We start from the raw sequence: 23,991 nt of genomic DNA on the forward strand, positions 1-23,991 counted from the left end.
TTCCTCCATTTTTACGGCCCCTTCCCTCACTAAACTAGTATCATTCAGCGAAACGCTTCAGGATGAGACCGTAAACTAATGAAAGGCAGTAACATACGTCGTTGGGGCGCCGCGCTGGCGGTAGTGATTATCGCCGGGACCGCCTACTGGTTCTGGCACGATCGTGGAACGAGCGGCAGCGGGACGCCCGCCGCCGGACAGGGTCCGCAGGGGCCGGGCGGCGCGCGCCATGGTCGCTTTGGCGGCGCGCTGGCGCCGGTGCAAGCCGCCACCGCGACCGAACAAGCGGTGCCGCGCTATCTTACCGGGCTGGGTACCGTGACGGCGGCCAATACCGTCACCGTCCGCAGCCGGGTCGACGGCCAGCTGCTGAGCCTTCACTTCCAGGAGGGGCAGCAGGTCAAAGCCGGCGATCTGCTGGCGCAGATCGACCCCAGCCAGTTTAAGGTGGCCCTCGCCCAGGCGCAGGGTCAGCTGGCGAAAGATAACGCCACCCTGGCCAACGCCCGCCGCGATCTGGCCCGTTACCAGCAGCTGGTGAAAACCAACCTCGTCTCCCGCCAGGAGCTCGACACCCAGCAGTCGCTGGTGGTGGAATCCGCCGGCACCGTGAAGGCCGATGAAGCGGCCGTCGCCAGCGCCCAGCTGCAGCTCGACTGGACGCGCATCACCGCGCCGATTGACGGCCGCGTCGGCTTAAAGCAGGTGGATATCGGCAACCAGATTTCCAGCGGGGATACCACCGGGATTGTGGTTCTCACCCAGACGCACCCGATCGACGTGGTCTTTACCCTGCCGGAAAGCACCATCGCCACGGTGGTGCAGGCGCAGAAAGCGGGCAAAGCGCTCAGCGTCGAAGCCTGGGACCGCACCAATAAGCAGAAAATCAGCGTCGGGGAGCTGCTGAGCCTCGACAACCAGATCGATGCGACCACCGGGACCATCAAGCTGAAGGCGCGGTTTAGCAATCTGGACGACGCCCTGTTCCCCAACCAGTTCGTTAACGCCCGCCTGCTGGTGGATACCCAGCAGAACGCGGTGGTGATCCCTGCCGCCGCCCTGCAGATGGGCAACGAAGGGCATTTTGTATGGGTGCTGAACGATGAGAATAAGGTCAGCAAACACAGCGTCACCCCGGGGATTCAGGACAGCCAGAAAGTGGTGATCAGCGCCGGGCTTTCCGCCGGGGATCGCGTGGTCACCGACGGGATTGACCGCCTGACCGAAGGGGCGAAAGTGGAAGTTGTCACCGCCAGCAGCGGCGAGCAGGCGCAGCCCGCCCCGCGCCAGAGCGGTAAACACGGAGCGCGTTCCTGATGCAGGTGTTACCCCCAGGCCGCACCGGCGGCCCGTCCCGGCTATTTATTATGCGTCCGGTGGCCACCACGCTGCTGATGGTGGCGATCCTGCTGGCCGGGATCATCGGCTACCGTTTTCTGCCGGTCTCCGCCCTGCCAGAGGTCGATTACCCGACCATCCAGGTGGTCACCCTCTATCCGGGCGCCAGCCCGGACGTGGTGACCTCCGCCATCACCGCCCCGCTGGAGCGCCAGTTCGGCCAGATGTCCGGCCTTAAGCAGATGTCCTCCCAAAGCTCCGGCGGCGCCTCGGTCGTCACGCTCCAGTTCCAGCTGACCCTGCCGCTGGACGTCGCCGAGCAGGAAGTGCAGGCGGCCATTAACGCCGCCACCAACCTGCTGCCGAGCGATCTGCCCAACCCGCCGGTCTACAGCAAGGTCAACCCGGCGGATCCGCCGATCATGACCCTCGCCGTCACCTCCTCGGCCATTCCGATGACCCAGGTGGAGGATATGGTGGAGACCCGGGTGGCGCAGAAGATTTCTCAGGTTTCCGGCGTCGGTCTGGTGACCCTCGCCGGCGGCCAGCGCCCGGCGGTGCGGGTCAAGCTGAACGCCCAGGCCATCGCCGCCCTCGGCCTGACCAGCGAAACCGTGCGCACCGCTATCACCAGCGCCAACGTCAACTCGGCGAAAGGCAGCCTCGACGGCCCGGCCCGCGCGGTGACGCTTTCCGCTAACGATCAGATGCAGTCGGCGGAAGATTACCGCCGGCTGATTATCGCTTATCAGAACGGGGCGCCGATCCGCCTTGGCGACGTCGCCAGCGTCGAACAAGGCGCTGAGAACAGCTGGCTGGGGGCGTGGGCCAACCAGCAGCGGGCCATCGTGATGAACGTCCAGCGTCAGCCGGGGGCCAACATTATCGACACCGCCGACAGCATTCGCCAGATGCTGCCGCAGCTCACCGAGAGCCTGCCAAAATCGGTGAAGGTGCAGGTTCTTTCCGACCGGACCACCAATATTCGCGCCTCGGTGCGCGACACGCAGTTTGAGCTGATGCTGGCCATCGCCCTGGTGGTGATGATCATCTATCTGTTCCTGCGCAACGTCCCGGCGACCATTATTCCCGGCGTCGCGGTGCCGCTGTCGCTGGTGGGCACCTTCGCGGTGATGGTGTTCCTCGACTTCTCCATCAACAACCTGACGCTGATGGCCCTGACCATCGCCACCGGCTTTGTGGTGGATGACGCCATCGTGGTGATCGAGAACATCTCGCGCTATATCGAAAAAGGCGAGAAACCGCTGGCCGCCGCGCTGAAAGGCGCAGGGGAAATTGGCTTCACCATTATCTCCCTCACCTTCTCGCTGATCGCGGTGCTGATCCCGCTGCTGTTTATGGGCGATATCGTCGGCCGCCTGTTCCGCGAATTCGCTGTCACCCTTGCCGTCGCTATTCTTATCTCGGCGGTGGTCTCCCTGACCCTGACGCCGATGATGTGCGCCCGCATGTTAAGCCACGAATCGCTGCGCAAGCAGAACCGCTTCTCGCGGGCCAGCGAGCGCTTCTTTGACCGGGTAATCGCCGTCTATGGCCGCTGGCTGAGCGGGGTGCTGAACCATCCGTGGCTGACGCTCGGCGTCGCCCTGAGCACCCTGGCGCTGTCGATCCTGCTGTGGATCTTTATTCCCAAAGGCTTCTTCCCGATTCAGGATAACGGCATTATCCAGGGCACCCTCCAGGCGCCGCAGTCGGTCTCGTTCGCCAGCATGGCCCAGCGCCAGCAGCAGGTTTCCGACATTATCCTCAAGGATCCGGCGGTGGAGAGCCTGACCTCGTTTGTCGGCGTCGACGGCACCAACCCGGCGCTGAACAGCGCCCGCCTGCAGATCAACCTCAAGCCGCTGGATGAACGCGACGACCGCGTTCAGACGGTGATTAGCCGTCTGCAGCAGGCGGTGGCCGGCGTCCCCGGCGTGGCGCTCTATCTGCAGCCGACCCAGGATCTGACCATCGACACCACGGTGAGCCGCACCCAGTACCAGTTCACACTGCAGGCGAACTCCCTCGAGGCGCTGAGCACCTGGGTGCCGCCGCTGCTCAGCCGCCTGCAGGCTCAGCCGCAGCTGGCCGACGTCAGCAGCGACTGGCAGGACAAAGGCCTGGCCGCCTACATCAAGGTGGACCGGGACAGCGCCAGCCGCCTCGGCATCTCGATGGCGGACGTCGATAACGCGCTGTACAACGCCTTCGGCCAGCGGCTGATCTCCACCATTTACACCCAGGCGAATCAGTATCGCGTGGTGCTTGAGCAGGATACCGAAGCGACGCCGGGCCTGGCGGCGCTGGATAATATCCGCCTGACCAGCAGCGACGGCGGCATTGTGCCGCTGACCGCCATCGCCACGGTGGAGCAGCGCTTTACCCCGCTGTCGGTGAACCACCTCGATCAGTTCCCGGTGACCACTATCTCGTTTAACGTGCCGGACAACTATTCGCTCGGCGAAGCGGTGGAGGCGATCCTCGCCGCCGAACAGTCGCTGGATTTCCCGACCGATATCCGCACCCAGTTCCAGGGCAGCTCGCTGGCCTTCCAGTCGGCGCTCGGCAGCACCGTCTGGCTGGTCGTGGCCGCGGTGGTGGCGATGTATATCGTGCTGGGGGTGCTGTATGAGAGCTTCATCCATCCGATCACCATTCTCTCCACCCTGCCCACCGCCGGGGTCGGGGCGCTGCTGGCGCTGTGGCTGGCGGGCAGCGAGCTGGACGTGATCGCCATTATCGGCATTATTCTGCTGATCGGCATCGTGAAGAAGAACGCCATCATGATGATCGACTTCGCGCTGGCCGCCGAGCGCGAGCAGGGTATGCCGCCGCGGGAGGCGATCTATCAGGCCTGTCTGCTGCGTTTTCGCCCGATCCTGATGACCACCCTCGCCGCCCTGCTCGGCGCCCTGCCGCTGATGCTGAGCACCGGCGTCGGCGCCGAGCTGCGGCGTCCGCTGGGGATCGGCATGGTCGGCGGTCTGATGCTCAGCCAGGTGCTGACCCTGTTCACCACCCCGGTGATCTACCTGCTGTTCGACCGCCTGTCGCTGCATCTGAAGCGTCGCTTCCCGCGTCAGGAAGAGGAGGCGTAAGTGAAGTTTTTCGCCCTCTTCATTTACCGCCCGGTGGCGACGATCCTCATCTCGCTGGCCATCACCCTGTGCGGCATTCTCGGCTTCCGGCTGCTGCCGGTAGCCCCGTTGCCGCAGGTGGATTTCCCGGTGATCATGGTCAGCGCCTCGCTGCCGGGGGCCTCGCCGGAGACCATGGCTTCGTCGGTGGCCACCCCGCTGGAGCGCTCCCTGGGGCGGATTGCCGGGGTCAATGAGATGACCTCCTCCAGCTCGCTGGGCAGCACCCGCATCATTCTCGAGTTTAACTTCGACCGCGATATCAACGGCGCGGCGCGCGACGTCCAGGCGGCGATCAACGCCGCGCAAAGCCTGCTGCCGAGCGGGATGCCCAGCCGGCCGACCTACCGCAAAGCCAACCCGTCGGATGCGCCGATCATGATCCTGACGCTGACCTCGGACACCTACTCCCAGGGTGAGCTGTATGATTTCGCCTCCACCCAGCTGGCGCAGACCATCGCGCAGATCGACGGCGTCGGCGATGTCGACGTCGGCGGCAGCTCTCTGCCGGCGGTGCGCGTCGATCTCAACCCGCAGGCGCTGTTCAACCAGGGCGTGTCGCTGGACGCGGTTCGCACCGCCATCAGCGACGCTAACGTGCGCAAACCGCAGGGGGCGCTGGAGGATAGCGCCCACCGCTGGCAGGTGCAGACCAACGATGAGCTGAAGACCGCCGCCGACTATCAGCCGCTGATCGTCCACTACCAGAACGGCGCCGCGGTGCGGCTGGGGGATGTCGCCACCGTCTCGGATTCGGTGCAGGATGTGCGCAACGCCGGGATGACCAACGCCAAACCAGCGATCCTGCTGATGATCCGCAAACTGCCGGAAGCCAATATCATCCAGACGGTGGACAGCATCCGCGCCCGCCTGCCGGAGCTGCAGCAGACCATTCCGGCGGCCATCGATCTGCAGATCGCCCAGGACCGCTCGCCGACTATTCGCGCCTCGCTGGAGGAGGTGGAGCAGACGCTGGTGATCTCGGTGGCGCTGGTGATCCTGGTGGTGTTCCTCTTCCTGCGATCCGGGCGCGCGACGCTGATCCCGGCGGTGGCGGTTCCGGTTTCGCTGATTGGTACCTTCGCCGCCATGTACCTGTGCGGCTTCAGCCTTAACAACCTGTCGCTGATGGCGCTGACCATCGCCACCGGCTTCGTGGTGGATGACGCCATCGTGGTGCTGGAGAATATCTCCCGCCATCTGGAGGCGGGGATGAAACCGCTGCAGGCGGCGCTGCAGGGGAGCCGCGAGGTCGGCTTTACCGTCCTGTCGATGAGCCTGTCGCTGGTGGCGGTGTTTTTGCCGCTGCTGCTGATGGGCGGCCTGCCCGGCCGCCTGCTGCGCGAGTTCGCCGTCACCCTGTCGGTGGCGATCGGCATCTCGCTGGCGGTCTCCCTTACCCTGACGCCGATGATGTGCGGCTGGCTGCTGAAAAGCGGCAAACCCCACCAGCCGACGCGCAACCGCGGCTTTGGCCGCCTGCTGGTGGCCATGCAGGGCGGCTATGGTAAGTCGTTAAAATGGGTGCTGAAGCACAGCCGCCTGACCGGCCTGGTGGTGCTGGGCACCATCGCCCTCAGCGTCTGGCTCTATATCTCGATCCCGAAAACCTTCTTCCCGGAGCAGGACACCGGGGTGCTGATGGGCGGCATTCAGGCCGACCAGAGCATCTCCTTCCAGGCGATGCGCGGCAAGCTGCAGGACTTTATGCAGATCATTCGCGAAGATCCGGCGGTGGATAACGTCACCGGGTTTACCGGCGGCTCGCGGGTCAACAGCGGGATGATGTTTATCACCCTCAAACCGCGCGACCAGCGCCACGAGACGGCGCAGCAGGTGATCGACCGGCTGCGCAAAAAGCTGGCCAACGAGCCCGGGGCCAATCTGTTCCTGATGGCGGTGCAGGATATCCGCGTCGGCGGCCGGCAGTCGAACGCCAGCTATCAGTACACCCTGCTGTCCGATGACCTGTCGGCGCTGCGCGAATGGGAGCCGAAGATCCGCAAAGCGCTGGCGGCGCTGCCTGAGCTGGCGGACGTCAACTCGGATCAGCAGGACAATGGCGCCGAAATGGACCTGGTCTATGACCGGGATACCATGTCGCGCCTTGGCATCAGCGTTCAGGACGCCAACAACCTGCTGAACAACGCCTTCGGCCAGCGGCAGATCTCCACCATCTACCAGCCGCTGAACCAGTATAAAGTGGTGATGCAGGTCGACCCGGCCTATACCCAGGACGTCAGCGCCCTGGATAAGATGTTTGTCATCAACAGCGAGGGCAAGCCGATCCCGCTGGCCTACTTCGCCAAATGGCAGCCGGCCAACGCCCCGCTGTCGGTGAACCACCAGGGGCTGTCGGCGGCGTCCACTATCTCCTTTAACCTGCCCACCGGCCGCTCGCTGTCGGAAGCCAGCGAGGCGATTAACCGCGCGATGACCCAGCTCGGGGTGCCGTCCACCGTACGCGGCTCCTTTGCCGGTACCGCTCAGGTGTTCCAGCAGACCATGAACGCGCAGGTGATCCTGATCCTCGCGGCCATCGCCACGGTCTATATCGTGCTGGGGATGCTCTACGAGAGCTATGTGCATCCGTTGACCATCCTTTCGACGCTGCCCTCCGCCGGGGTGGGCGCGCTGCTGGCGCTGGAGATATTCGATGCCCCGTTCAGCCTCATCGCCCTTATCGGGATCATGTTATTAATTGGCATCGTGAAGAAAAACGCCATCATGATGGTTGATTTTGCCCTTGAGGCGCAGCGCACCGGCAACCTGACGCCGGAAGAGGCGATTTTCCAGGCCTGCCTGCTGCGTTTCCGGCCGATTATGATGACCACCCTCGCCGCGCTGTTCGGCGCCCTGCCGCTGGTGCTCTCCGGCGGCGACGGCTCCGAGCTGCGCCAGCCGCTGGGGATCACCATCGTCGGCGGTCTGGTGATGAGCCAGCTGTTAACGCTCTACACCACGCCGGTGGTCTATCTTTTCTTTGACCGTTTGCGGCTGCGTTTTTCGCGTCATTCCACTCAACCGGTAAGCGAATAAGATGACAGACCTCCCGGCCAGCGTGCGCTGGCAGCTATGGATAGTGGCGTTCGGCTTCTTTATGCAGTCGCTGGACACCACCATCGTCAACACCGCCCTCCCCTCGATGGCCAAAAGCCTCGGGGAGAGTCCGCTGCATATGCATATGATCATCGTCTCCTATGTCCTGACGGTGGCGGTGATGCTCCCGGCCAGCGGCTGGCTGGCCGACCGGGTCGGGGTGCGCAATATTTTCTTTACCGCCATCGTGCTGTTTACCGCCGGATCGCTGTTTTGCGCCCAGGCCAGCACCCTCGACCAGCTGGTGATGGCCCGGGTGCTGCAGGGGGTCGGCGGCGCAATGATGGTGCCGGTCGGCCGCCTGACGGTGATGAAGATCGTCCCGCGCGATCAGTACATGGCGGCGATGACCTTCGTTACCCTGCCGGGGCAGGTCGGCCCCCTGCTCGGCCCGGCGCTGGGCGGGGTGCTGGTGGAGTACGCCTCCTGGCACTGGATCTTCCTTATTAACATCCCGGTGGGGATCGTCGGGGCCATCGCCACCCTCTGCCTGATGCCCAACTACACCATGCAGACCCGGCGCTTCGATCTCGCCGGCTTTGTGCTGCTGGCGGCCGGGATGGCGACCCTGACCCTGGCCCTGGACGGCCAGAAAGGGCTCGGCATATCGACACGCTGGCTGGCGGGACTGGTGGCCATCGGCCTCGCCGCCCTGCTGCTGTACCTGTGGCATGCCCGCGGTAACGCCCGGGCGCTGTTCAGCCTCAACCTGTTTCGCAACCGCACCTTCTCCCTTGGCCTCGGCGGCAGCTTCGCCGGGCGCATCGGCAGCGGCATGCTGCCGTTTATGACCCCGGTGTTTCTACAGATCGGCCTCGGCTTTAGCCCCTTTCACGCCGGGCTGATGATGATCCCGATGGTGCTCGGCAGCATGGGGATGAAGCGGATCGTGGTCCAGGTGGTCAACCGCTTCGGCTATCGTCGGGTGCTGGTCGCCAGCACTCTGGGCCTGGCGGCGGTCAGCCTGCTGTTTATGTTTAGCGCACTGGCGGGCTGGTATTACGTGCTGCCGCTGATCCTGTTTCTGCAGGGGATGATCAACGCCAGCCGCTTCTCCTCGATGAATACCCTGACCCTGAAAGATCTCCCCGACGATCTGGCCAGCAGCGGCAACAGTCTGCTGTCGATGGTGATGCAGTTGTCGATGAGTATTGGCGTGACCATCGCCGGGCTGCTGCTGGGGCTGTACGGCCAGCAGCATCTGAGCCTCGACGCCGCCGGCACCCATCAGGTCTTTCTCTATACCTATCTGAGCATGGCGGCGATCATCGCCCTGCCAGCGCTCATCTTTTCCCGGGTACCGGATGACGTCGGCAGTAATACCGTCATTCGTCGACGCAACAGGAGTGGATCGTGAAATTTTGGCGCCCGGGCATTACCGGTAAGCTGTTCCTCGCTATTTTCGCCACCTGCATCGTGCTGCTGATCAGCATGCACTGGGCGGTGCGTATCAGTTTCGAACGCGGGTTTATCGATTACATCAAGCGCGGCAATGAGCAGCGGTTAACCATGCTCAGCGACGCGCTGAGCGAGCAGTATGCCCAGCACGGCAGCTGGGCGTTTCTGCGCAACAACGACCGCTTTATCTTCCAGCTGCTGCGCACCTTCGAACGGGATAATGACGACCGCTCGCCGCCGGGGCACGCCATGAAGCCGGGGGCGATAGACGCGCCGGACGCCGGTCCGGACGGGCCGCCGCCGGATGGCCCCCCTGACGGCCCGCGCCCGAGGCCGGAAATGCCGCCCCACGGCTGGCGCACCATGTTCTGGGTGGTCGATCAGTCTGGCCGCGTGCTGGTGGGCCCCCGCGAGCGCGTGCCGGAGGACGGCAGCCAGCGCAGCATTTTGGTCAACGGCGTGGAGGTAGGGAGAGTGATCGCCTCGCCGGTGGAGCGGCTAACCCGCAATACCGACATTAACTTCGACCGGCAGCAGAAGCGCACCAGCTGGCTGATCGTTGCCCTTGCCACCCTGCTTGCCGCGCTGGCCACCTTCCCGCTGGCCCGCGGCCTGCTGGCGCCGGTGAAGCGGCTGGTGGAAGGCACCCATAAGCTGGCGGCGGGCGACTTTTCCACCCGCGTGACGGTGACCGGCGGCGATGAGCTCGGCCGCCTGGCGCAGGATTTTAACCAGCTCGCCAGCACCCTGGAGCGCAACCAGCAGATGCGTCGCGATCTGATGGCCGACATCTCCCATGAACTGCGTACCCCGCTGGCGGTGCTGCGCGGCGAACTGGAGGCGATTCAGGACGGGGTCCGACGGTTTACCCCTGAGTCCATTCCCTCCCTGCAGGCCGAGGTCGCCACCCTCACCAAGCTGGTGGACGACCTTCACCAGCTGTCGATGTCCGATGAGGGCGCGCTGGCCTACCAGAAAACCTCGCTGGATATCATCACCCTGCTGGAGGTGGCCGCAGGCGCGTTTCGCGAGCGCTTCGCCGGCCGGCAGCTGAGCATTCAGGTGTCGCTCCCGGAGCAGGCGATGATCTTCGGCGACCGCGACCGCCTGATGCAGCTCTTCAACAATCTGCTGGAGAACAGCCTGCGCTATACCGACAGCGGCGGCAGCCTGCACATTACCGCCCGCCGCAGCGGACGGATGCTGGTGATCGACTTCGCCGACAGCGCCCCCGGGGTCAGCGATGAGCAGCTGGCCCGCCTGTGCGAACGCTTTTATCGGGCGGAAGGATCGCGCAACCGCGCCAGCGGCGGCTCTGGCCTCGGGCTGGCGATTTGCCTCAATATCGTAGCGGCCCACGGCGGCGCCCTGCGCGCCGACCATTCGCCTTTTGGCGGGGTTAGCATTAAAGTTGAGTTACCTCTGAAACATGATTTACCGAGAGACGTATGACTGAATTGCCTGTAGATGAAAACACCCCGCGCATTCTGATCGTGGAAGATGAACCCAAGCTCGGCCAGCTGCTGATTGATTATCTGCAGGCCGCCGGCTATGCGCCTACGCTGATTAACCATGGCGACAAGGTCCTGCCCTACGTTCGGCAGACCCCGCCGGATCTAATCCTGCTGGATCTGATGCTGCCCGGCACCGACGGCCTGACGCTGTGCCGGGAAATCCGCCGCTTCTCCGACGTTCCGGTGGTGATGGTGACGGCGAAAATCGAAGAGATCGACCGCCTGCTGGGGCTGGAGATCGGCGCCGACGACTATATCTGCAAGCCCTACAGCCCGCGGGAAGTGGTCGCCCGGGTGAAAACCATTCTCCGCCGCTGCAAGCCGCAGCGCGACCTGCAGGCGCTGGACGCCCAGAGCCCGCTGATTGTCGACGAGGGGCGTTTTCAGGCCTCGTGGCGCGACAAGCTGCTGGACCTCACCCCCGCCGAGTTCCGGCTGCTGAAAACCCTCTCCCAGGAGCCAGGGAAGGTCTTCTCCCGCGAACAGTTGCTCAACCATCTGTATGACGACTATCGGGTAGTGACCGACCGCACCATCGACAGCCACATCAAGAACCTGCGGCGCAAGCTGGAGGCGCTGGACGCCGAACAATCGTTTATCCGCGCCGTATACGGGGTTGGCTACCGCTGGGAAGCGGACGCCTGCCGGCTGGCGTAGTTAGCCTTTTCCCGGCTCGCGCTGCGCTTAGCCGGGCTACACGTTCACCGCCCTCTGCAATCCGTAGCCCGGGTAAGGCGTTTACGCCGCAACCCGGGGGAATTCCATAGAGCCTATCCCACCAGGCGTTATTAGTGCTGTCAGTATGAGCACTGCCCAGGTTCAAAATGGCAAACAAATTAGCCATGCTGAAAGATACCCAACTGATATTTACTCCCCTTCGCCGCGGCGCTACAATGCCCGCCCTTAATGTGGGGACACTCCCCCAACTCGCCGCACCGGGTGCGGCGAATCTGACCTGTCATCAGAACGAGAACACCATGTTTAAACCAGAACTCCTTTCCCCGGCGGGAACGCTGAAGAATATGCGTTACGCTTTCGCCTATGGCGCCGATGCCGTTTATGCCGGCCAGCCGCGCTACTCGCTGCGCGTGCGTAACAACGAATTCAATCACGAAAATCTGCAGCTCGGCATCAATGAAGCCCACGCGCTGGGTAAAAAATTCTATGTGGTGGTCAACATCGCCCCGCATAACGCCAAGCTGAAAACGTTTATTCGCGATCTGAAGCCGGTGGTGGAGATGGGTCCGGACGCGCTGATCATGTCCGATCCGGGTTTAATCATGCTGGTGCGGGAAAACTTTCCGGATATGCCGATCCATCTTTCGGTGCAGGCCAACGCCGTCAACTGGGCGACGGTCAAATTCTGGCAGCAGATGGGGCTGACCCGCGTGATCCTGTCGCGTGAACTGTCGCTGGATGAAATCGAAGAAATTCGCCGCCAGGTGCCGGAGATGGAAATTGAGATTTTCGTCCACGGCGCGCTGTGCATGGCCTACTCCGGCCGCTGCCTGCTCTCCGGGTATATCAACAAACGCGACCCGAACCAGGGCACCTGCACCAACGCCTGCCGCTGGGAATATAACGTGGCGGAAGGCAAAGAGGACGACGTCGGCAACATCGTCCACAAATATGAGCCGATCCCGGTGCAGACCGTGGAGCCAACCCTCGGCATCGGCGCGCCGACCGATAAAGTCTTTATGATCGAGGAAGCCAAACGCCCGGGCGAGTACATGACCGCCTTCGAGGACGAGCACGGCACCTACATCATGAACTCGAAAGATCTGCGGGCTATCGCCCACGTTGAGCGTCTGACCCAGATGGGCGTTCACTCGCTGAAGATCGAAGGCCGCACCAAATCCTTCTATTACTGCGCGCGCACCGCTCAGGTTTACCGCAAGGCGATCGACGACGCTGCCGCCGGCAAACCGTTCGATACCAGCCTGCTGGAAACGCTGGAAGGGCTGGCCCATCGCGGGTACACCGAAGGCTTCCTGCGCCGCCATACCCATGACGATTATCAGAACTACGAGTACGGCTACTCCCTCTCCGAGCGCCAGCAGTTTGTCGGCGAATTTACCGGGGAGCGTAACGGCCCGCTGGCGGCTGTGGCGGTCAAAAATAAGTTCAGCGTTGGCGACAGTCTCGAACTGATGACCCCGCAGGGTAACGTCAACTTCACCCTCGAGCAGATGGAAAATGGCAAAGGCGAAGCCATGCCGGTGGCCCCGGGCGACGGCTATACCGTATGGTTGCCTGTACCGGATGACCTGCCCCTGCAGTATGCGCTGCTGATGCGCAACTTTACTGGTCAGACAACCAGAAATCCGCACGGTAACTAGTTAATTTGCGTTATTTTTTCACGATGTAAGGATATTAGAATCGGATCACATACCGTTTCGATCGAAACAGGTATCATCCATTTCGCTGAAAAACATAACCCATAAATGCTAGTTGTACCAGGAACCACCTCCTTAGCCTGCGTAATCTCCCTTACGCGGGCTTATTTTTTTGTCTCTCCTCCGGCCTTCGCTGGCGTCATGCGGTACACTTTATGCAACATTGAGCAATAAAGGTTCCCTTGATGATGTCTACGTTTACTGCCAGCTTACTGATCCTTAACGGCAAAGGTGCCAATGAACCGCAGCTACGCGAGGCGGTTAACCTTTTGCGCGACGAAGGGATCGATATCCACGTCCGCGTCACCTGGGAAAAGGGCGATGCCGTACGGTTTATCGATGAAGCCCTGCAGCTGAACGTTGAAACGGTGATCGCCGGCGGCGGCGACGGCACCATTAATGAAGTGGCGACGGCGCTGGTGGAGCGCGGCAGCAGGATAGCGCTGGGGATTTTACCGCTGGGCACGGCCAACGACTTCGCCACCAGCGTCGGTATTCCGCAGGATCTGGCCAGCGCCCTGAAGCTGGCGATCGTCGGCCGCGATGTGCCGATAGATATCGCCCGGGTTAATGATAAGACCGGCTTTATTAATATGGCGACCGGCGGGTTCGGCACCCGGATCACCACCGAAACGCCGGAAAAACTCAAAGCCGCGCTCGGCGGTGTCTCTTATTTAATCCACGGCCTGATGCGCATGGATACCCTGAAGCCGGACCGCTGCGAGATCCGCGGAGAGAACTTTCACTGGCAGGGTGATGCGCTGGTCATCGGCATCGGCAACGGCCGCCAGGCGGGCGGCGGCCAGCAGCTGTGTCCGGAGGCGTTGATTAACGACGGCCTGCTGCATCTGCGCATTTTCACCGGCGAAGAGCTGATCCCTGCCCTCTTCAGCACCCTGGCGAATCCGGAAAACTCGCCGAATATTGTCGACGGCGTCTCCTCGTGGTTTGAGATCACCGCCCCTCATGAGATGACGTTTAACCTCGACGGCGAACCGCTGACCGGCAAAACTTTCCGCATGGAGCTGTTACCGGCAGCCCTGCGCTGCCGGCTGCCGCCCGACTGCCCGCTGTTGCGCTGACGCGGACAGGCGCCCATCGCCCGGCGGCGCTGCGCTTGCCGGGCCTGTGGTCCGCGGCTCTCATGCAGCACGGATAAGCGCCGCGCCAGCCGGGTGGGTCAATGTAGGCCGGGTCAGGCGTCAGCCGCCACCCGGCAAAACACCGGTTCGGCGCAGCCCCCTGCCCCTCTCCCGCGGATAAAAGCTATAAATGGGGCGTGAGCGCAGAGAAGAGATTAACCGACCAGCTACATCCCGGGAATGTCTGCGCCCACAAATGGTTACTTAAACCGCCGCCTCTGGCTCGGCGGTGAGGACTTCCAGCAGTTCAGGCAGCGCCCGGTAGCGGCCCACGGCGGCCTGAAAACGCGCGTGCTGGCTATCTTCGGCAATCACTATCGTGGCAATCCCCGCCGCCCGGGCCGCGCTAAAACCGTTGAAGCTGTCTTCGATCACCAGGCAACGGCTGGCGTCGAGATTAAGCTTATCCAACGTCGTCAGATAAACCGCCGGATGCGGCTTGCCCTGTGCTTCATCATCCGCGCTGGAGATCACGTCAAAATAGTGCCACAGCGAGAGCTTGTTCAGCACGGCGGCGATAACCTGGCGGGACGAGGAGGTCGCGAGCGCAATGTTATAACCGGCATGGCGAAAATAGCGTAACGCCTCATGCACCCCGCGCATCGGCTCGCCTTCGGCGGCGATCAGGCCGGTAATGCGCTGCAATATGGCGTCTTCCAGCAGCGACGGGGCAAGGTTAAGCTGAAAATAGCGGCACCAGGTGCCGGCGATCTCATCGAGGCGTTTGCCTTTGGTCAGCGTTTCACACTCCTCGACGCTCGCCGTTGCCCCCCACTGCGCGAGGGCGTCGATTTGCGCCTGCCGCCACAGGCTTTCGGAATCAATAATCACGCCATCCATGTCAAAAATCACTGCCTGAATACTCATCATTCACCTCATTAAGGCTGGCATGCCTGGCATGCCAGCCGCATCACCTTAAGAGAACTCCACCTGCTCGCTGGCCGGCGCTTCCTTGTGGGAAAATCCCGGCTGCTCGACGCGGATAAACGCACAGAGGAAAAAGGCCACCACGTACAATGCGGTATAGGCGATGACGACCCCAATGGTGCTGAAGAACGGCAGCAGCACCACGGCGATCGCCGGGGCGAGAAAATTCGACATCCCCGCCGACAGGTTATACACCGAAATCGCCGCGCCTTTGTGCTTCGGCTCCAGCGCCGGGAACACGGCGGCCAGCGGCACGAAGGCGGCGACAAAGATCCCCAGGGCGATGGCCGGGATCAGCGCCATCGCAAAGCTGTGGCCAAAGTGCTGAGGGATGTAGTAAAACGCCAGGCTGGAGAGCGCCATCCCGATGCAGCCAAACCAGCGCACCACCTTCATCCAGCCCAGTTTTTCGCCCAGAATGCCCCACAGCACGTTAGAGAAAATGGTGGTGAAGAAGAAGACCGCCCACACCTGGAGCCATTCCGAGGTGCTAAAGCCCAGCTCATCGACGAACATCATCGGCATAATCACCGCAAAGCCGAACAGCGAGAGGGTATTGATGATCCTGACCATGCTCGACAGCAGAATATTGCGGTTGGTATAGAGTAGCGTCGCGGCGCGGCCCAGCTCGGCAAACTTCTCGCGGGTGGTCAGGTTCTGCATATGCTGCGGCGTTTTAATATGGCGCAGGGAAGCCAGAGCAATCACGCCCCCGGTAACGCAGAAGGCCAGCGCCAGCCACAGGGTGCCCATTTCGCCAATGTGCGGAATGGTGAAACTCGGAATATAGCTGCCGAAGACGCCGATGCCGATGGAATAGACCGCCCAGAACCAGCCGATGGCCGAGCTGGCGTTGTCGCTTTTGACGTTATGGACAATCGCCACGATAAACGAGTAGAGGAATAGCGGATACGCGAAGCCGCGAATGCCGTAGAAAACCAGGATCAGCGCATAGTTGGCGTGACCGAGGCCGAAAACGAGGAACAGCACGTGGAATACGCACCACAGCACGAAGCCAATCATCATGGTTTTCAGCGGCGTAATAATTTCCGCCACCACGCCGGAGATCCATGCCGACAGCGCGGCGGCCAGGCCATAGAGGGTAAAGGCAAAGGAGGCCTCCGCCGGGGAGAATCCGAGCGCTTTGATATAGTGCGAGAGAAAGGCTAATTCAAAACCGTCGCCGGTCATAAATACGGCAATGGCGATGTATCCCCAGAGCAGGTTCAGGGGTAAACCGAGCCACTGTTTATTATTGATAGACATAATGACCTCGTTTTCAGGGTACAGGAGGCCGCTCCGGTTAGTTCACCGGAGCGGTTATGGTGATAAAAATTAATGCTTCCGATAGTGCAGATCGTTTAAATACAGGGCCTTAAACTGCGCGTAGCGTTGCATCAGGGTGTGGTGGCGAACGGGATCCGCACGCCAGGTCTGCCACACTTCCGGTTTTTCACATACCGCGGCAACCGGTTTGCCCGCCGCCAGGCAGGCCAGCCGCGCCGCGCCCAGCGCGCCGCCGGTCTCTCCGCCTTTGTGGGTCACCACCGGCATAGCGAGAATATCGGCCAGCAGCTGGGCCCAGAACGGACTGCGGGCGCCCCCGCCCACCAGCGAGCACTGCGCGATCGGCGTCCCGCTCTCTTTCAATACCTGCAGGCCGTCGTTGATGCCAAAGCTCACCCCCTCCAGCACCGCGTAGCCGAGCTGGGCGCGCAGGCTGGAGTGGGTCATACCCCAGAACATGCCGCGAGCGTCAGGATCGTTATGCGGGGTACGTTCCCCGGAGAGATAGGGCAGGAAGAACGGCGCGTTGGCTTTCTCCTCCTCGCTTAGCTCGGCAATCTCCGCCAGCAGCGCCACCTCCGTGGTGCCGGTCAGGCGGCAGAACCACTGTAAACAGCTGGCGGCGCTGAGCATCACGCTCATCTGATGCCACAGGTTCGGCAGAACGTGACAAAACGCATGGACCGCCGACTGCGGCGCCGGACGATAGGCGTCGGTCACCACAAACAGCACCCCTGAGGTGCCGAGCGAAATAAACGCGTCCCCCGGCGAGACCGCGCCGACGCCAATGGCGCTGACCGCGTTATCGCCGCCGCCCCCGGCCACCACCACCGAGGCGTTCAGCCCCCAGCGTTCGGCCACTTTCGGATCAAGGGTGGCGGAAACCTCGCAGCCTTCCACCAGCGTCGGCATCTGGCTGCGCGACAGACCGCACTTGTCCAGCAGCGCATCGGACCAGTCGCGCTTCGCCACGTCCAGCCACAGCGTCCCGGCGGCGTCCGACATATCGGAGACTTTCTTCCCGGTCATCCGGTAGCGCAGATAATCCTTCGGCAGCAGCACCGTGTCGGTGCGCTGAAAGTTTTGCGGCTCGTGACGACGCACCCACAGCAGCTTCGGCGCGGTAAAGCCGGGCATCGCCAGGTTGCCCGCCACCTGATGCAGCTCCGGCGCCATCTCCTCCAGCTCCGCGCACTCTGCGGCGCAGCGGGTGTCGTTCCACAGAATGGCCGGACGGATCGTCTCCCCCTTTTCATCCAGCAACACCGCGCCGTGCATCTGTCCGGAGAGGCCAATCGCCTTGACGGCCGGCCAGTGCTGGGCGCATTTTTCCCGCAGCGTGGCCATCAGATACTCCGTCGCCTCCCACCATAACTCCGGTGATTGTTCTGACCAGTGCGGATGAGGCCGCTGAATGCTCAGCGGCGCGCTATGGCTGGCGATAACCTGATTGTTCTCATCAATGACCAGCGCTTTGACTTCCGATGTGCCAAGATCGATACCCAGATACATAGCCACCTCTTATTTAATCAGCGTGTAAACGGCGGCGACTTTCTCGCGCATCAGCGCCAGGAAATCCGCGTTGTCGGCCAGGTCACCAAACAGGGCTTTATCACGGGCGAAGACAGCCAGCGGATCCTGAGCCTCATACATCTCATGCACCGCCTGCTCATCCAGGATGCCATCCTGGTACTGATACGGCAGGGTTCCCTTATGCCACTGCTCCATAAAGACGAAGAACAGCGCCGGCAGCATGGCGGTCGCTTCCGGGCGGACGCTGCGCTGATAGCACTCCTGCAGGGTTGGGGCGATCATCGCCGGAATTTTCGAGAAGCCGTCGGCGGCGACGCGCTGGTTGGTGTCCTGGATATGCGGGTTGGTAAAGCGCTTGAGCACCACATCGCGGTAGGTCGGCAAATCAATACCGTTATCGCCCAGGCATGGGATCACATCTTCCGTGACGTAGCGGTCGGCAATGGCGTAGATAACATCGGTGAGCGTGCTTTCGTGAATATACTGCTGGCCGATTAAGGTCCCCGCCCACGCAATGCAGCTGTGCGACGCGTTCAGGATGCGGATTTTCGCCTCTTCATACGGGATAACCGACTCGACCATCTCCACGCCGACCGCTTCCAGGTTCGGGCGGGCATCGCGGAAGTTGTTCTCTACCACCCACTGGATAAAGGTCTCGCCCATGACCGGCGCCTTATCGTCAATGCCGGTTTGCGCTTTGATACGGGCCGGCAGATCGGCCGCCGGACGCGGGGTGATGCGGTCCACCATGGTGTTCGGACAGGTGGTATTGGCCGCCATCCAGTCAATCACCGCCTGTTTGCCGGTGAGTTGCAGGAACTCCACCATCCCGTCGTGGAAGCGCTCGCCGTTATGACGCACGTTGTCGCAGTTAAGCAGGGTCAGCGGCCCGGCGTTGTCCGCCATGCGCTTTTCCAGAATTCGCGCGAGGGTGCCGTAAATAGTTTTGCATTCGCCTTTCAGGTCAGCCTGCAGATCGGGGTTGCTGGTTTCCAACTGATGGCGGGTATTCAGGTAGTACCCCCCTTCCGTCACGGTAAAGGCGATAACTTTGGTTTGCGGGTTGGCCCCTTCGTTAATCAGCGGCTGCAGCCCGGCCTGCCACGGCAGCAGTTTCTGAATTGAGGTGATCTCTTCATATTCACGCGCCCCTTCCGGGCTGACGGTCTCCAGGACGTAACGTCCGCCCTGCGCCGCCAGCGCCTGCACCACCTGCTCGGCGTCGTTGCGAATATTGCCCGCCGCGATGCGCCAGCGCTTATCGCCGGAAGCGATCAGACGATGCAGATACCACGCCTGATGCGCGCGATGAAAAGAACCCAGACCGATATGAAGCCATGTGAATTGATTGTTCATGTTCTGCTCTCCTTGAGTGGATGGCGCCACTGTAATTGATCATTTGACCAAAATAAGAGCCACGGATCACAAAAGAGCAATTACCCACTTAAATTACAAATGACCATTAAAGAGCAAAAGCTTGCCAGTTATGGCAACCACGGCGAGAATGCGGATATTCGCCGGGCCAATTGCGTGCCCTGGCCAGCAATTTAGGGCGGGAAACCATGAGTAAAGAAGACGATATCCGGTTGGATCAGAAGGTGCGTGCCGCATGGATGTACTACATCGCCGGCCAGAATCAGAGCGAGATCGCCAGCCAGTTGGGCACCTCCAGACCGGTGGTGCAACGGCTGATCGCCGCCGCGAAAGAAGAAGGGATTGTGTCGATTAATCTGCACCATCCGGTGGCGAACTGCCTCGATTATGCGCAGTTGTTGCAGGAAAAGTACCGGCTTATCGAATGCAATGTGGTCCCCGCCTTTAGCGAAGAGAGTACCCTCGACAGCGTATCGTTTGGTTGCTATCAGCTGATGGCTCGCTATCTGCAGGATGATAAAGAGAAAATCATCGGCCTGGGCTCAGGCCTGACCCTGAAAAAAGCGCTGCAGCGCATCGATTTCGACAGCCTGAACACCCGCTGCGTGGCGCTGATCAGCGCCATGGACGCCGACGGGCAGTGCAACTATTACGATGACGTGCCCCTGCTGCTCACCCGCAAAATTAAGGCCAAGTACTATCAGTGGCCTGCGCCGCGCTACGCCCAGACCGCAGATGAGTATGAGATGTGGTGCACCAATCGCTTATTTCGCAGCGTCTCTGGCGTCGCCCGGGAGGCGGACGTCATTTTTGTCGGCATTGGTCCGCTGGGCACGCAAAGTCCCATCTTTAAAGACGGCTTTATCAATCAGGCGCAGATGGATGAGCTGACCGCCCGCGGCGGCATCGGGGAGATCCTCGGGCGGTTTATCGATGCAGAAGGCGAGGTGGTAGACAGCGAGATCAACCGCATGATCACCAGCTATGATATCCGCCAGAACCACTGCCCGCGGATTGCCGCGGCCTGTGGAGAATACAAACGACCGGCGATCCTGGCCGCCCTTAAAGGCGGCTGGATCAACGGTCTGGTGACCGATGAACATACCGCGCGCTGGCTGCTGACGCGCTAACGGCAATCAGCAGACGGCGACTCAGCTACTGCTCATCAATCGCGGCGGAATTTCAATCCGCTGCTGGCTGGCTTCGCCGGCGTCAATAATCGAAAAAACAGCGTCCAGCATCGCCGGTACGTCCTGCTGCACCATGTCGATATCGTGCCCCAGCAGATAGACAAACGGATCCCAGTCGAAGCAGCCCATCGGCGGCTGCTCGCTGCCGGTCAGCCCCACCTGCGACAGCCAGCGCACAACCCCTTCGAGAGATATCGTCGAGTTAACAAATATCCCCTGCAATAGCGTCTTCGCGCTGCCAAACCGCTCCTGCAGGCAGGCCTCAACGTGACCTTTCGAATAGCCGGGAGCCAGAATATTCGCCTGCGGCACGCGCAGCCCCTGCTCGTGATGCGCATCGTGAAAGCCGCGTAAGCGCTCGCTGGTGTTATGGTCGTTGCTGCGCCCGCCGATGAAGGTCAGCGGCGCCAGCTCTCCCCGACGGCGGGCGCTGTTAGCGAGGATCTTGTGGGTCAGCGCTTTCGCGCCGCCGTAGTTATCTGAAATCACCGACGGAGAGAGAGACCCCGGCAGGTCGAGATTGATCGTGGGCACGCCCGCCTGCTGGCACAGCGCGGAAATTTTATCCGGATTGGTCGCCCCGGTCGCGATCACCCAGTCAACCTGCCAGGAGAGCATCGCTTTTACCGCTTCGAGCTCCAGATCCGGGCTTCGACGCGTACAGGTGATAATCGGCAGCAGGCCACGCTCGCGGGCCATCTCCTCAAAGCGTTCGGCGACGGAGCCGAAGTAGCGGTTATCGTATTTGGGGATAATCATGCCAATGACGTGTGATTTTTTACTGCGCAGCATGCTGGCCTGGCGGTTAATCGCATAGCCCTGCTCCTCAGCAATCCGTGTCACCTTTTCGGCAAGCTTTGCGCTGATGCGGCGTTTTTTCCAGTTGCCGTTGAGGATTGCGCTCACCGCGCTCGCCGAAACGCCGGAAAGCTCCGCCAGGTCGTAAATCGTTATCTTCTTCATTTTTCCAACTTGCGTCACAAAATCATGTCGCTGTTAATTTCCCCACTTGCTCAATCGATGAAGCTAGAGCAACATAGCTTCATCGATTGAGCATCCATTTCACGCCAGGAAGTACGCGCGCATACCGCCTTAACATGCCAGCAAGCCTGAATAATGATGCTGATATTCAATAGGTTACCATGTTTTTGTCCATCACCTCGAACGCGATGCCCTCGGGTTCGATAGTTGCAACCAGACACGGCAAAGGATTATAAAATGAACCACTCTGTCTCCTCTATGAATACTTCCCTCAGCGGTAAAGTCGCCGCGATCACCGGCGCGGCGTCCGGTATCGGCCTCGAGTGCGCGAGGACCCTGCTGGGAGCTGGCGCAAAAGTGGTGCTTATCGACCGCGAAGGCGAAAAGCTCAACAAACTGGTCGCCGAACTTGGCGAAAACGCCTTCGCTCTGCAGGTGGATCTGATGCAGGCGGACCAGGTCGATAACCTTCTGCAGGGCATTTTGCAGCTCACCGGGCGTCTCGATATCTTCCACGCCAACGCCGGGGCCTATATCGGCGGGCCGGTGGCCGAGGGCGACCCGGACGTCTGGGACCGCGTGCTGCACCTCAACATCAACGCCGCCTTCCGCTGCGTGCGCAGCGTCCTGCCGCATCTGATCGCGCAAAAATCCGGGGATATTATTTTCACCAGCTCCATCGCGGGCGTGGTGCCGGTGATCTGGGAGCCTGTCTATACCGCGTCGAAATTCGCCGTGCAGGCGTTTGTACATACGACTCGTCGCCAGGTGGCGCAGTATGGCGTGCGCGTCGGCGCCGTACTACCGGGCCCGGTGGTGACCGCTCTGCTGGACGACTGGCCAAAAGCCAAAATGGATGAAGCGCTGGCCAACGGCAGTTTGATGCAACCGATTGAAGTGGCGGAGTCAGTGCTGTTTATGGTGACGCGTTCGAAAAACGTCACCGTACGCGACATTGTGATCCTGCCGAACAGCGTGGATCTCTGATCCGTAACCAGCCTGTGAGAGGATGTGATGCAAAACGATACGCAAAACATTATTGGTGTGGATGTCGGTTCGGGCAGTGTGCGCGCCGGGGTATTCAATCTGCGTGGCGAGCTTCTCGCCCACGCGACCCGGGAAATTACCCTCTTTCGCAGCGCCGGAAACAGGGTGGAGCAGTCGAGCCGTGAGATCTGGCAGGCGGTGTGCTACTGCATTAAAACCGCCGTGGCCAGCGCCGGCGTCCCGCCGTCATCGATCGCCGGGATCGGCTTCGATGCCACCTGTTCGCTGGTGGTGATTGGCGATAACGACGCGCCGCTGGCGGTCGGGCCTTCGGACGATCCGGACCGCAATATTATCGTCTGGATGGATCATCGCGCCACCGGGCAGGCGGAAAAGATCAACGCGACGGGCCACCCGGTGCTGCAGTACGTTGGCGGCAAAATTTCGCCGGAGATGGAAACGCCGAAAATTCTGTGGTTGAAGGAGAATCGCCCGCACATCTATCAGCAGGCGCGCCACTTCTTCGACCTCGCTGATTACCTTACCTGGCGCTCAACCGGCGATGAAGCCCGCTCGGTCTGCACTGTGACCTGTAAATGGACCTACCTGGCGCATGAACAACGCTGGGATGCCGGCTACTTCCGCCAGATTGGCCTCGAAGAGCTGGCGGATGAAGATTTTGTCCGCATCGGCCAACGGATTGTCGAACCTGGAACCCCCTGCGGCGACGGTCTTTGTGCCACGGCGGCGGAAGAGATGGGCCTGCCGATCGGTACGCCGGTGGCGGTGGGGATGATTGACGCCCACGCGGGCGGCATCGGCACCGTCGGGGTACTTAACGGCGCGGTCAACAATATGGCCTACGTCTTCGGCACCTCCTCCTGCACCATGACCACCACTGAGGAAGCGGTGTTCGTCCCCGGCGTCTGGGGCCCATACTATTCGGCGATGGTGCCTGGCTACTGGCTGATTGAAGGCGGCCAAAGCGCCGCCGGCGCGGCTATCGACCAGCTGCTGAGCTTCCATCCGGCGGCGGCGGAGGCTCGCGAGGAGGCGAAAGCGGCGGGCGTCCCTCTGCCGGTCTGGCTGGCGGATCGCGTACTGGCGCAGACGGCTTCGCCTTCTGAGGCGGTAACGCTGGCCGCCGGTCTGCACGTGGTGCCCGAATTTCTCGGTAACCGCGCGCCGCTTGCCGACCCACACGCGAAAGCGCTGATTGCCGGGCTGGGGATGGAGCGGGACCTGGATAACCTGACCGCGCTGTACGTTGCCGGATTATGCGGGATTGGCTATGGCCTGCGACAGATCCTCGACGCCCAGCGCGCCTGCGGGATTGAGAGTGAAAATATCGTCATCAGCGGCGGGGCCGGACAGCATCCGCTGGTGCGTCAGCTGCTGGCCGACGCCTGCGGCGTTAGCGTCGTGAGCACCGTCAGCAGCGAGCCGGTGCTGTTAGGCTCCGCCATCCTCGGCGCGGTGGCGGGCAGAGTCGCGGCTTCGCTGCCGGAGGCCATGAAGCAATTCACTCAGGTGGATGCCACCTATCACAGCGAGACTGCGTTTAGCTCGTTACATCAGCGCAGATATGAGGCCTATAAGGCGCTACAACAGGCCGGCAGGCTGATTCGCGAATAACATCCCTCTTTTTTTAATAACAATAATGCTCCGCTGCTGTGCAGCGGAGA

The 23,991-nt window shown here is 61.6% G+C and carries 16 protein-coding genes; 11 read left to right on the plus strand and 5 right to left on the minus strand.

Going from position 1 to position 23,991, the window contains the following annotated elements; genetic code table 11:
* The first annotated feature begins 78 nt into the window (after positions 1 to 78).
* From ACLH1U_RS20790 to yegS, 8 genes are all read left to right on the plus strand, one after another.
* Positions 79 to 1,317 (plus strand): MdtA/MuxA family multidrug efflux RND transporter periplasmic adaptor subunit, encoded by a 1,239-nt coding sequence (locus ACLH1U_RS20790; RefSeq protein WP_023290392.1) that lies wholly within the window; start codon positions 79 to 81, stop codon positions 1,315 to 1,317.
* Complete coding sequence (locus tag ACLH1U_RS20795) at positions 1,317 to 4,439, plus strand: MdtB/MuxB family multidrug efflux RND transporter permease subunit (protein ID WP_411299435.1); 3,123 nt, start codon at positions 1,317 to 1,319, stop codon at positions 4,437 to 4,439. The genes ACLH1U_RS20790 and ACLH1U_RS20795 overlap by 1 nt, the downstream gene beginning before the upstream one ends.
* Positions 4,440 to 7,517, plus strand: a complete 3,078-nt coding sequence (gene mdtC, locus ACLH1U_RS20800) for a multidrug efflux RND transporter permease subunit MdtC (protein ID WP_032453476.1) — start codon at positions 4,440 to 4,442, stop codon at positions 7,515 to 7,517. It begins immediately after the preceding gene.
* A 1-nt stretch (position 7,518) separates the two neighbouring features.
* Positions 7,519 to 8,934: an MFS transporter gene (locus ACLH1U_RS20805; protein ID WP_023290395.1), complete on the plus strand. Its 1,416-nt coding sequence runs from the start codon at positions 7,519 to 7,521 to the stop codon at positions 8,932 to 8,934.
* Positions 8,931 to 10,427 (plus strand): two-component system sensor histidine kinase BaeS, encoded by a 1,497-nt coding sequence (gene baeS, locus ACLH1U_RS20810; protein ID WP_411299436.1) that lies wholly within the window; start codon positions 8,931 to 8,933, stop codon positions 10,425 to 10,427. The genes ACLH1U_RS20805 and baeS overlap by 4 nt, the downstream gene beginning before the upstream one ends.
* Complete coding sequence (gene baeR / locus ACLH1U_RS20815) at positions 10,424 to 11,146, plus strand: two-component system response regulator BaeR (RefSeq protein ID WP_023290397.1); 723 nt, start codon at positions 10,424 to 10,426, stop codon at positions 11,144 to 11,146. Before baeS ends, baeR begins: the two co-directional genes overlap by 4 nt.
* A gap of 320 nt (positions 11,147 to 11,466) precedes the next feature.
* Positions 11,467 to 12,828, plus strand: a complete 1,362-nt coding sequence (gene yegQ / locus ACLH1U_RS20820; protein WP_032428934.1) for a tRNA 5-hydroxyuridine modification protein YegQ — start codon at positions 11,467 to 11,469, stop codon at positions 12,826 to 12,828.
* 242 nt (positions 12,829 to 13,070) lie between these two features.
* Positions 13,071 to 13,967, plus strand: coding sequence for a lipid kinase YegS (yegS, locus tag ACLH1U_RS20825; protein WP_072413722.1), 897 nt, complete (start codon positions 13,071 to 13,073; stop codon positions 13,965 to 13,967).
* 264 nt (positions 13,968 to 14,231) lie between these two features.
* On the opposite strand, the gene ACLH1U_RS20830 is transcribed toward yegS, so the two are convergent.
* The 4 genes from ACLH1U_RS20830 to dalD all read right to left on the minus strand — a co-directional run bounded on the left by ACLH1U_RS20830 (position 14,232) and on the right by dalD (position 19,130).
* Positions 14,232 to 14,894 carry an HAD family hydrolase gene (locus ACLH1U_RS20830; protein ID WP_411299444.1) on the minus strand — a complete coding sequence of 221 codons (663 nt, stop codon included), beginning with the start codon at positions 14,892 to 14,894 and terminating at the stop codon, positions 14,232 to 14,234.
* 48 nt (positions 14,895 to 14,942) lie between these two features.
* Positions 14,943 to 16,220 (minus strand): D-arabinitol transporter, encoded by a 1,278-nt coding sequence (dalT, locus tag ACLH1U_RS20835; RefSeq protein WP_032453479.1) that lies wholly within the window; start codon positions 16,218 to 16,220, stop codon positions 14,943 to 14,945.
* A gap of 69 nt (positions 16,221 to 16,289) precedes the next feature.
* A complete protein-coding gene (gene xylB / locus ACLH1U_RS20840; RefSeq protein WP_121935863.1) occupies positions 16,290 to 17,753 on the minus strand; it encodes a xylulokinase in 1,464 nt (487 codons plus the stop codon).
* 9 nt (positions 17,754 to 17,762) lie between these two features.
* Positions 17,763 to 19,130, minus strand: a complete 1,368-nt coding sequence (gene dalD, locus ACLH1U_RS20845; protein ID WP_032453483.1) for a D-arabinitol 4-dehydrogenase — start codon at positions 19,128 to 19,130, stop codon at positions 17,763 to 17,765.
* A gap of 206 nt (positions 19,131 to 19,336) precedes the next feature.
* On the opposite strand from dalD, the gene ACLH1U_RS20850 reads away from it, so the two are divergent.
* Positions 19,337 to 20,278, plus strand: coding sequence for a sugar-binding transcriptional regulator (locus ACLH1U_RS20850; protein ID WP_032453484.1), 942 nt, complete (start codon positions 19,337 to 19,339; stop codon positions 20,276 to 20,278).
* Between the two features lie 21 nt (positions 20,279 to 20,299).
* On the opposite strand, the gene ACLH1U_RS20855 is transcribed toward ACLH1U_RS20850, so the two are convergent.
* Positions 20,300 to 21,301 carry a substrate-binding domain-containing protein gene (locus ACLH1U_RS20855; protein WP_032453485.1) on the minus strand — a complete coding sequence of 334 codons (1,002 nt, stop codon included), beginning with the start codon at positions 21,299 to 21,301 and terminating at the stop codon, positions 20,300 to 20,302.
* Positions 21,302 to 21,556: 255 nt separating this feature from the next.
* Between ACLH1U_RS20855 and ACLH1U_RS20860 the strand changes: the two genes are divergently transcribed.
* Together ACLH1U_RS20860 and ACLH1U_RS20865 are read left to right on the plus strand one after the other, a co-directional pair.
* Complete coding sequence (locus ACLH1U_RS20860) at positions 21,557 to 22,306, plus strand: SDR family oxidoreductase (protein WP_004180592.1); 750 nt, start codon at positions 21,557 to 21,559, stop codon at positions 22,304 to 22,306.
* A gap of 27 nt (positions 22,307 to 22,333) precedes the next feature.
* Positions 22,334 to 23,941, plus strand: coding sequence for an FGGY-family carbohydrate kinase (locus ACLH1U_RS20865; protein WP_217220756.1), 1,608 nt, complete (start codon positions 22,334 to 22,336; stop codon positions 23,939 to 23,941).
* Positions 23,942 to 23,991: the final 50 nt, after the last annotated feature.

Origin of the sequence: Klebsiella sp. 1SOBk5mer (assembly GCF_046603115.1) — a bacterium.
Taxonomy (GTDB): Bacteria; Pseudomonadota; Gammaproteobacteria; order Enterobacterales; family Enterobacteriaceae; genus Klebsiella; species Klebsiella quasipneumoniae.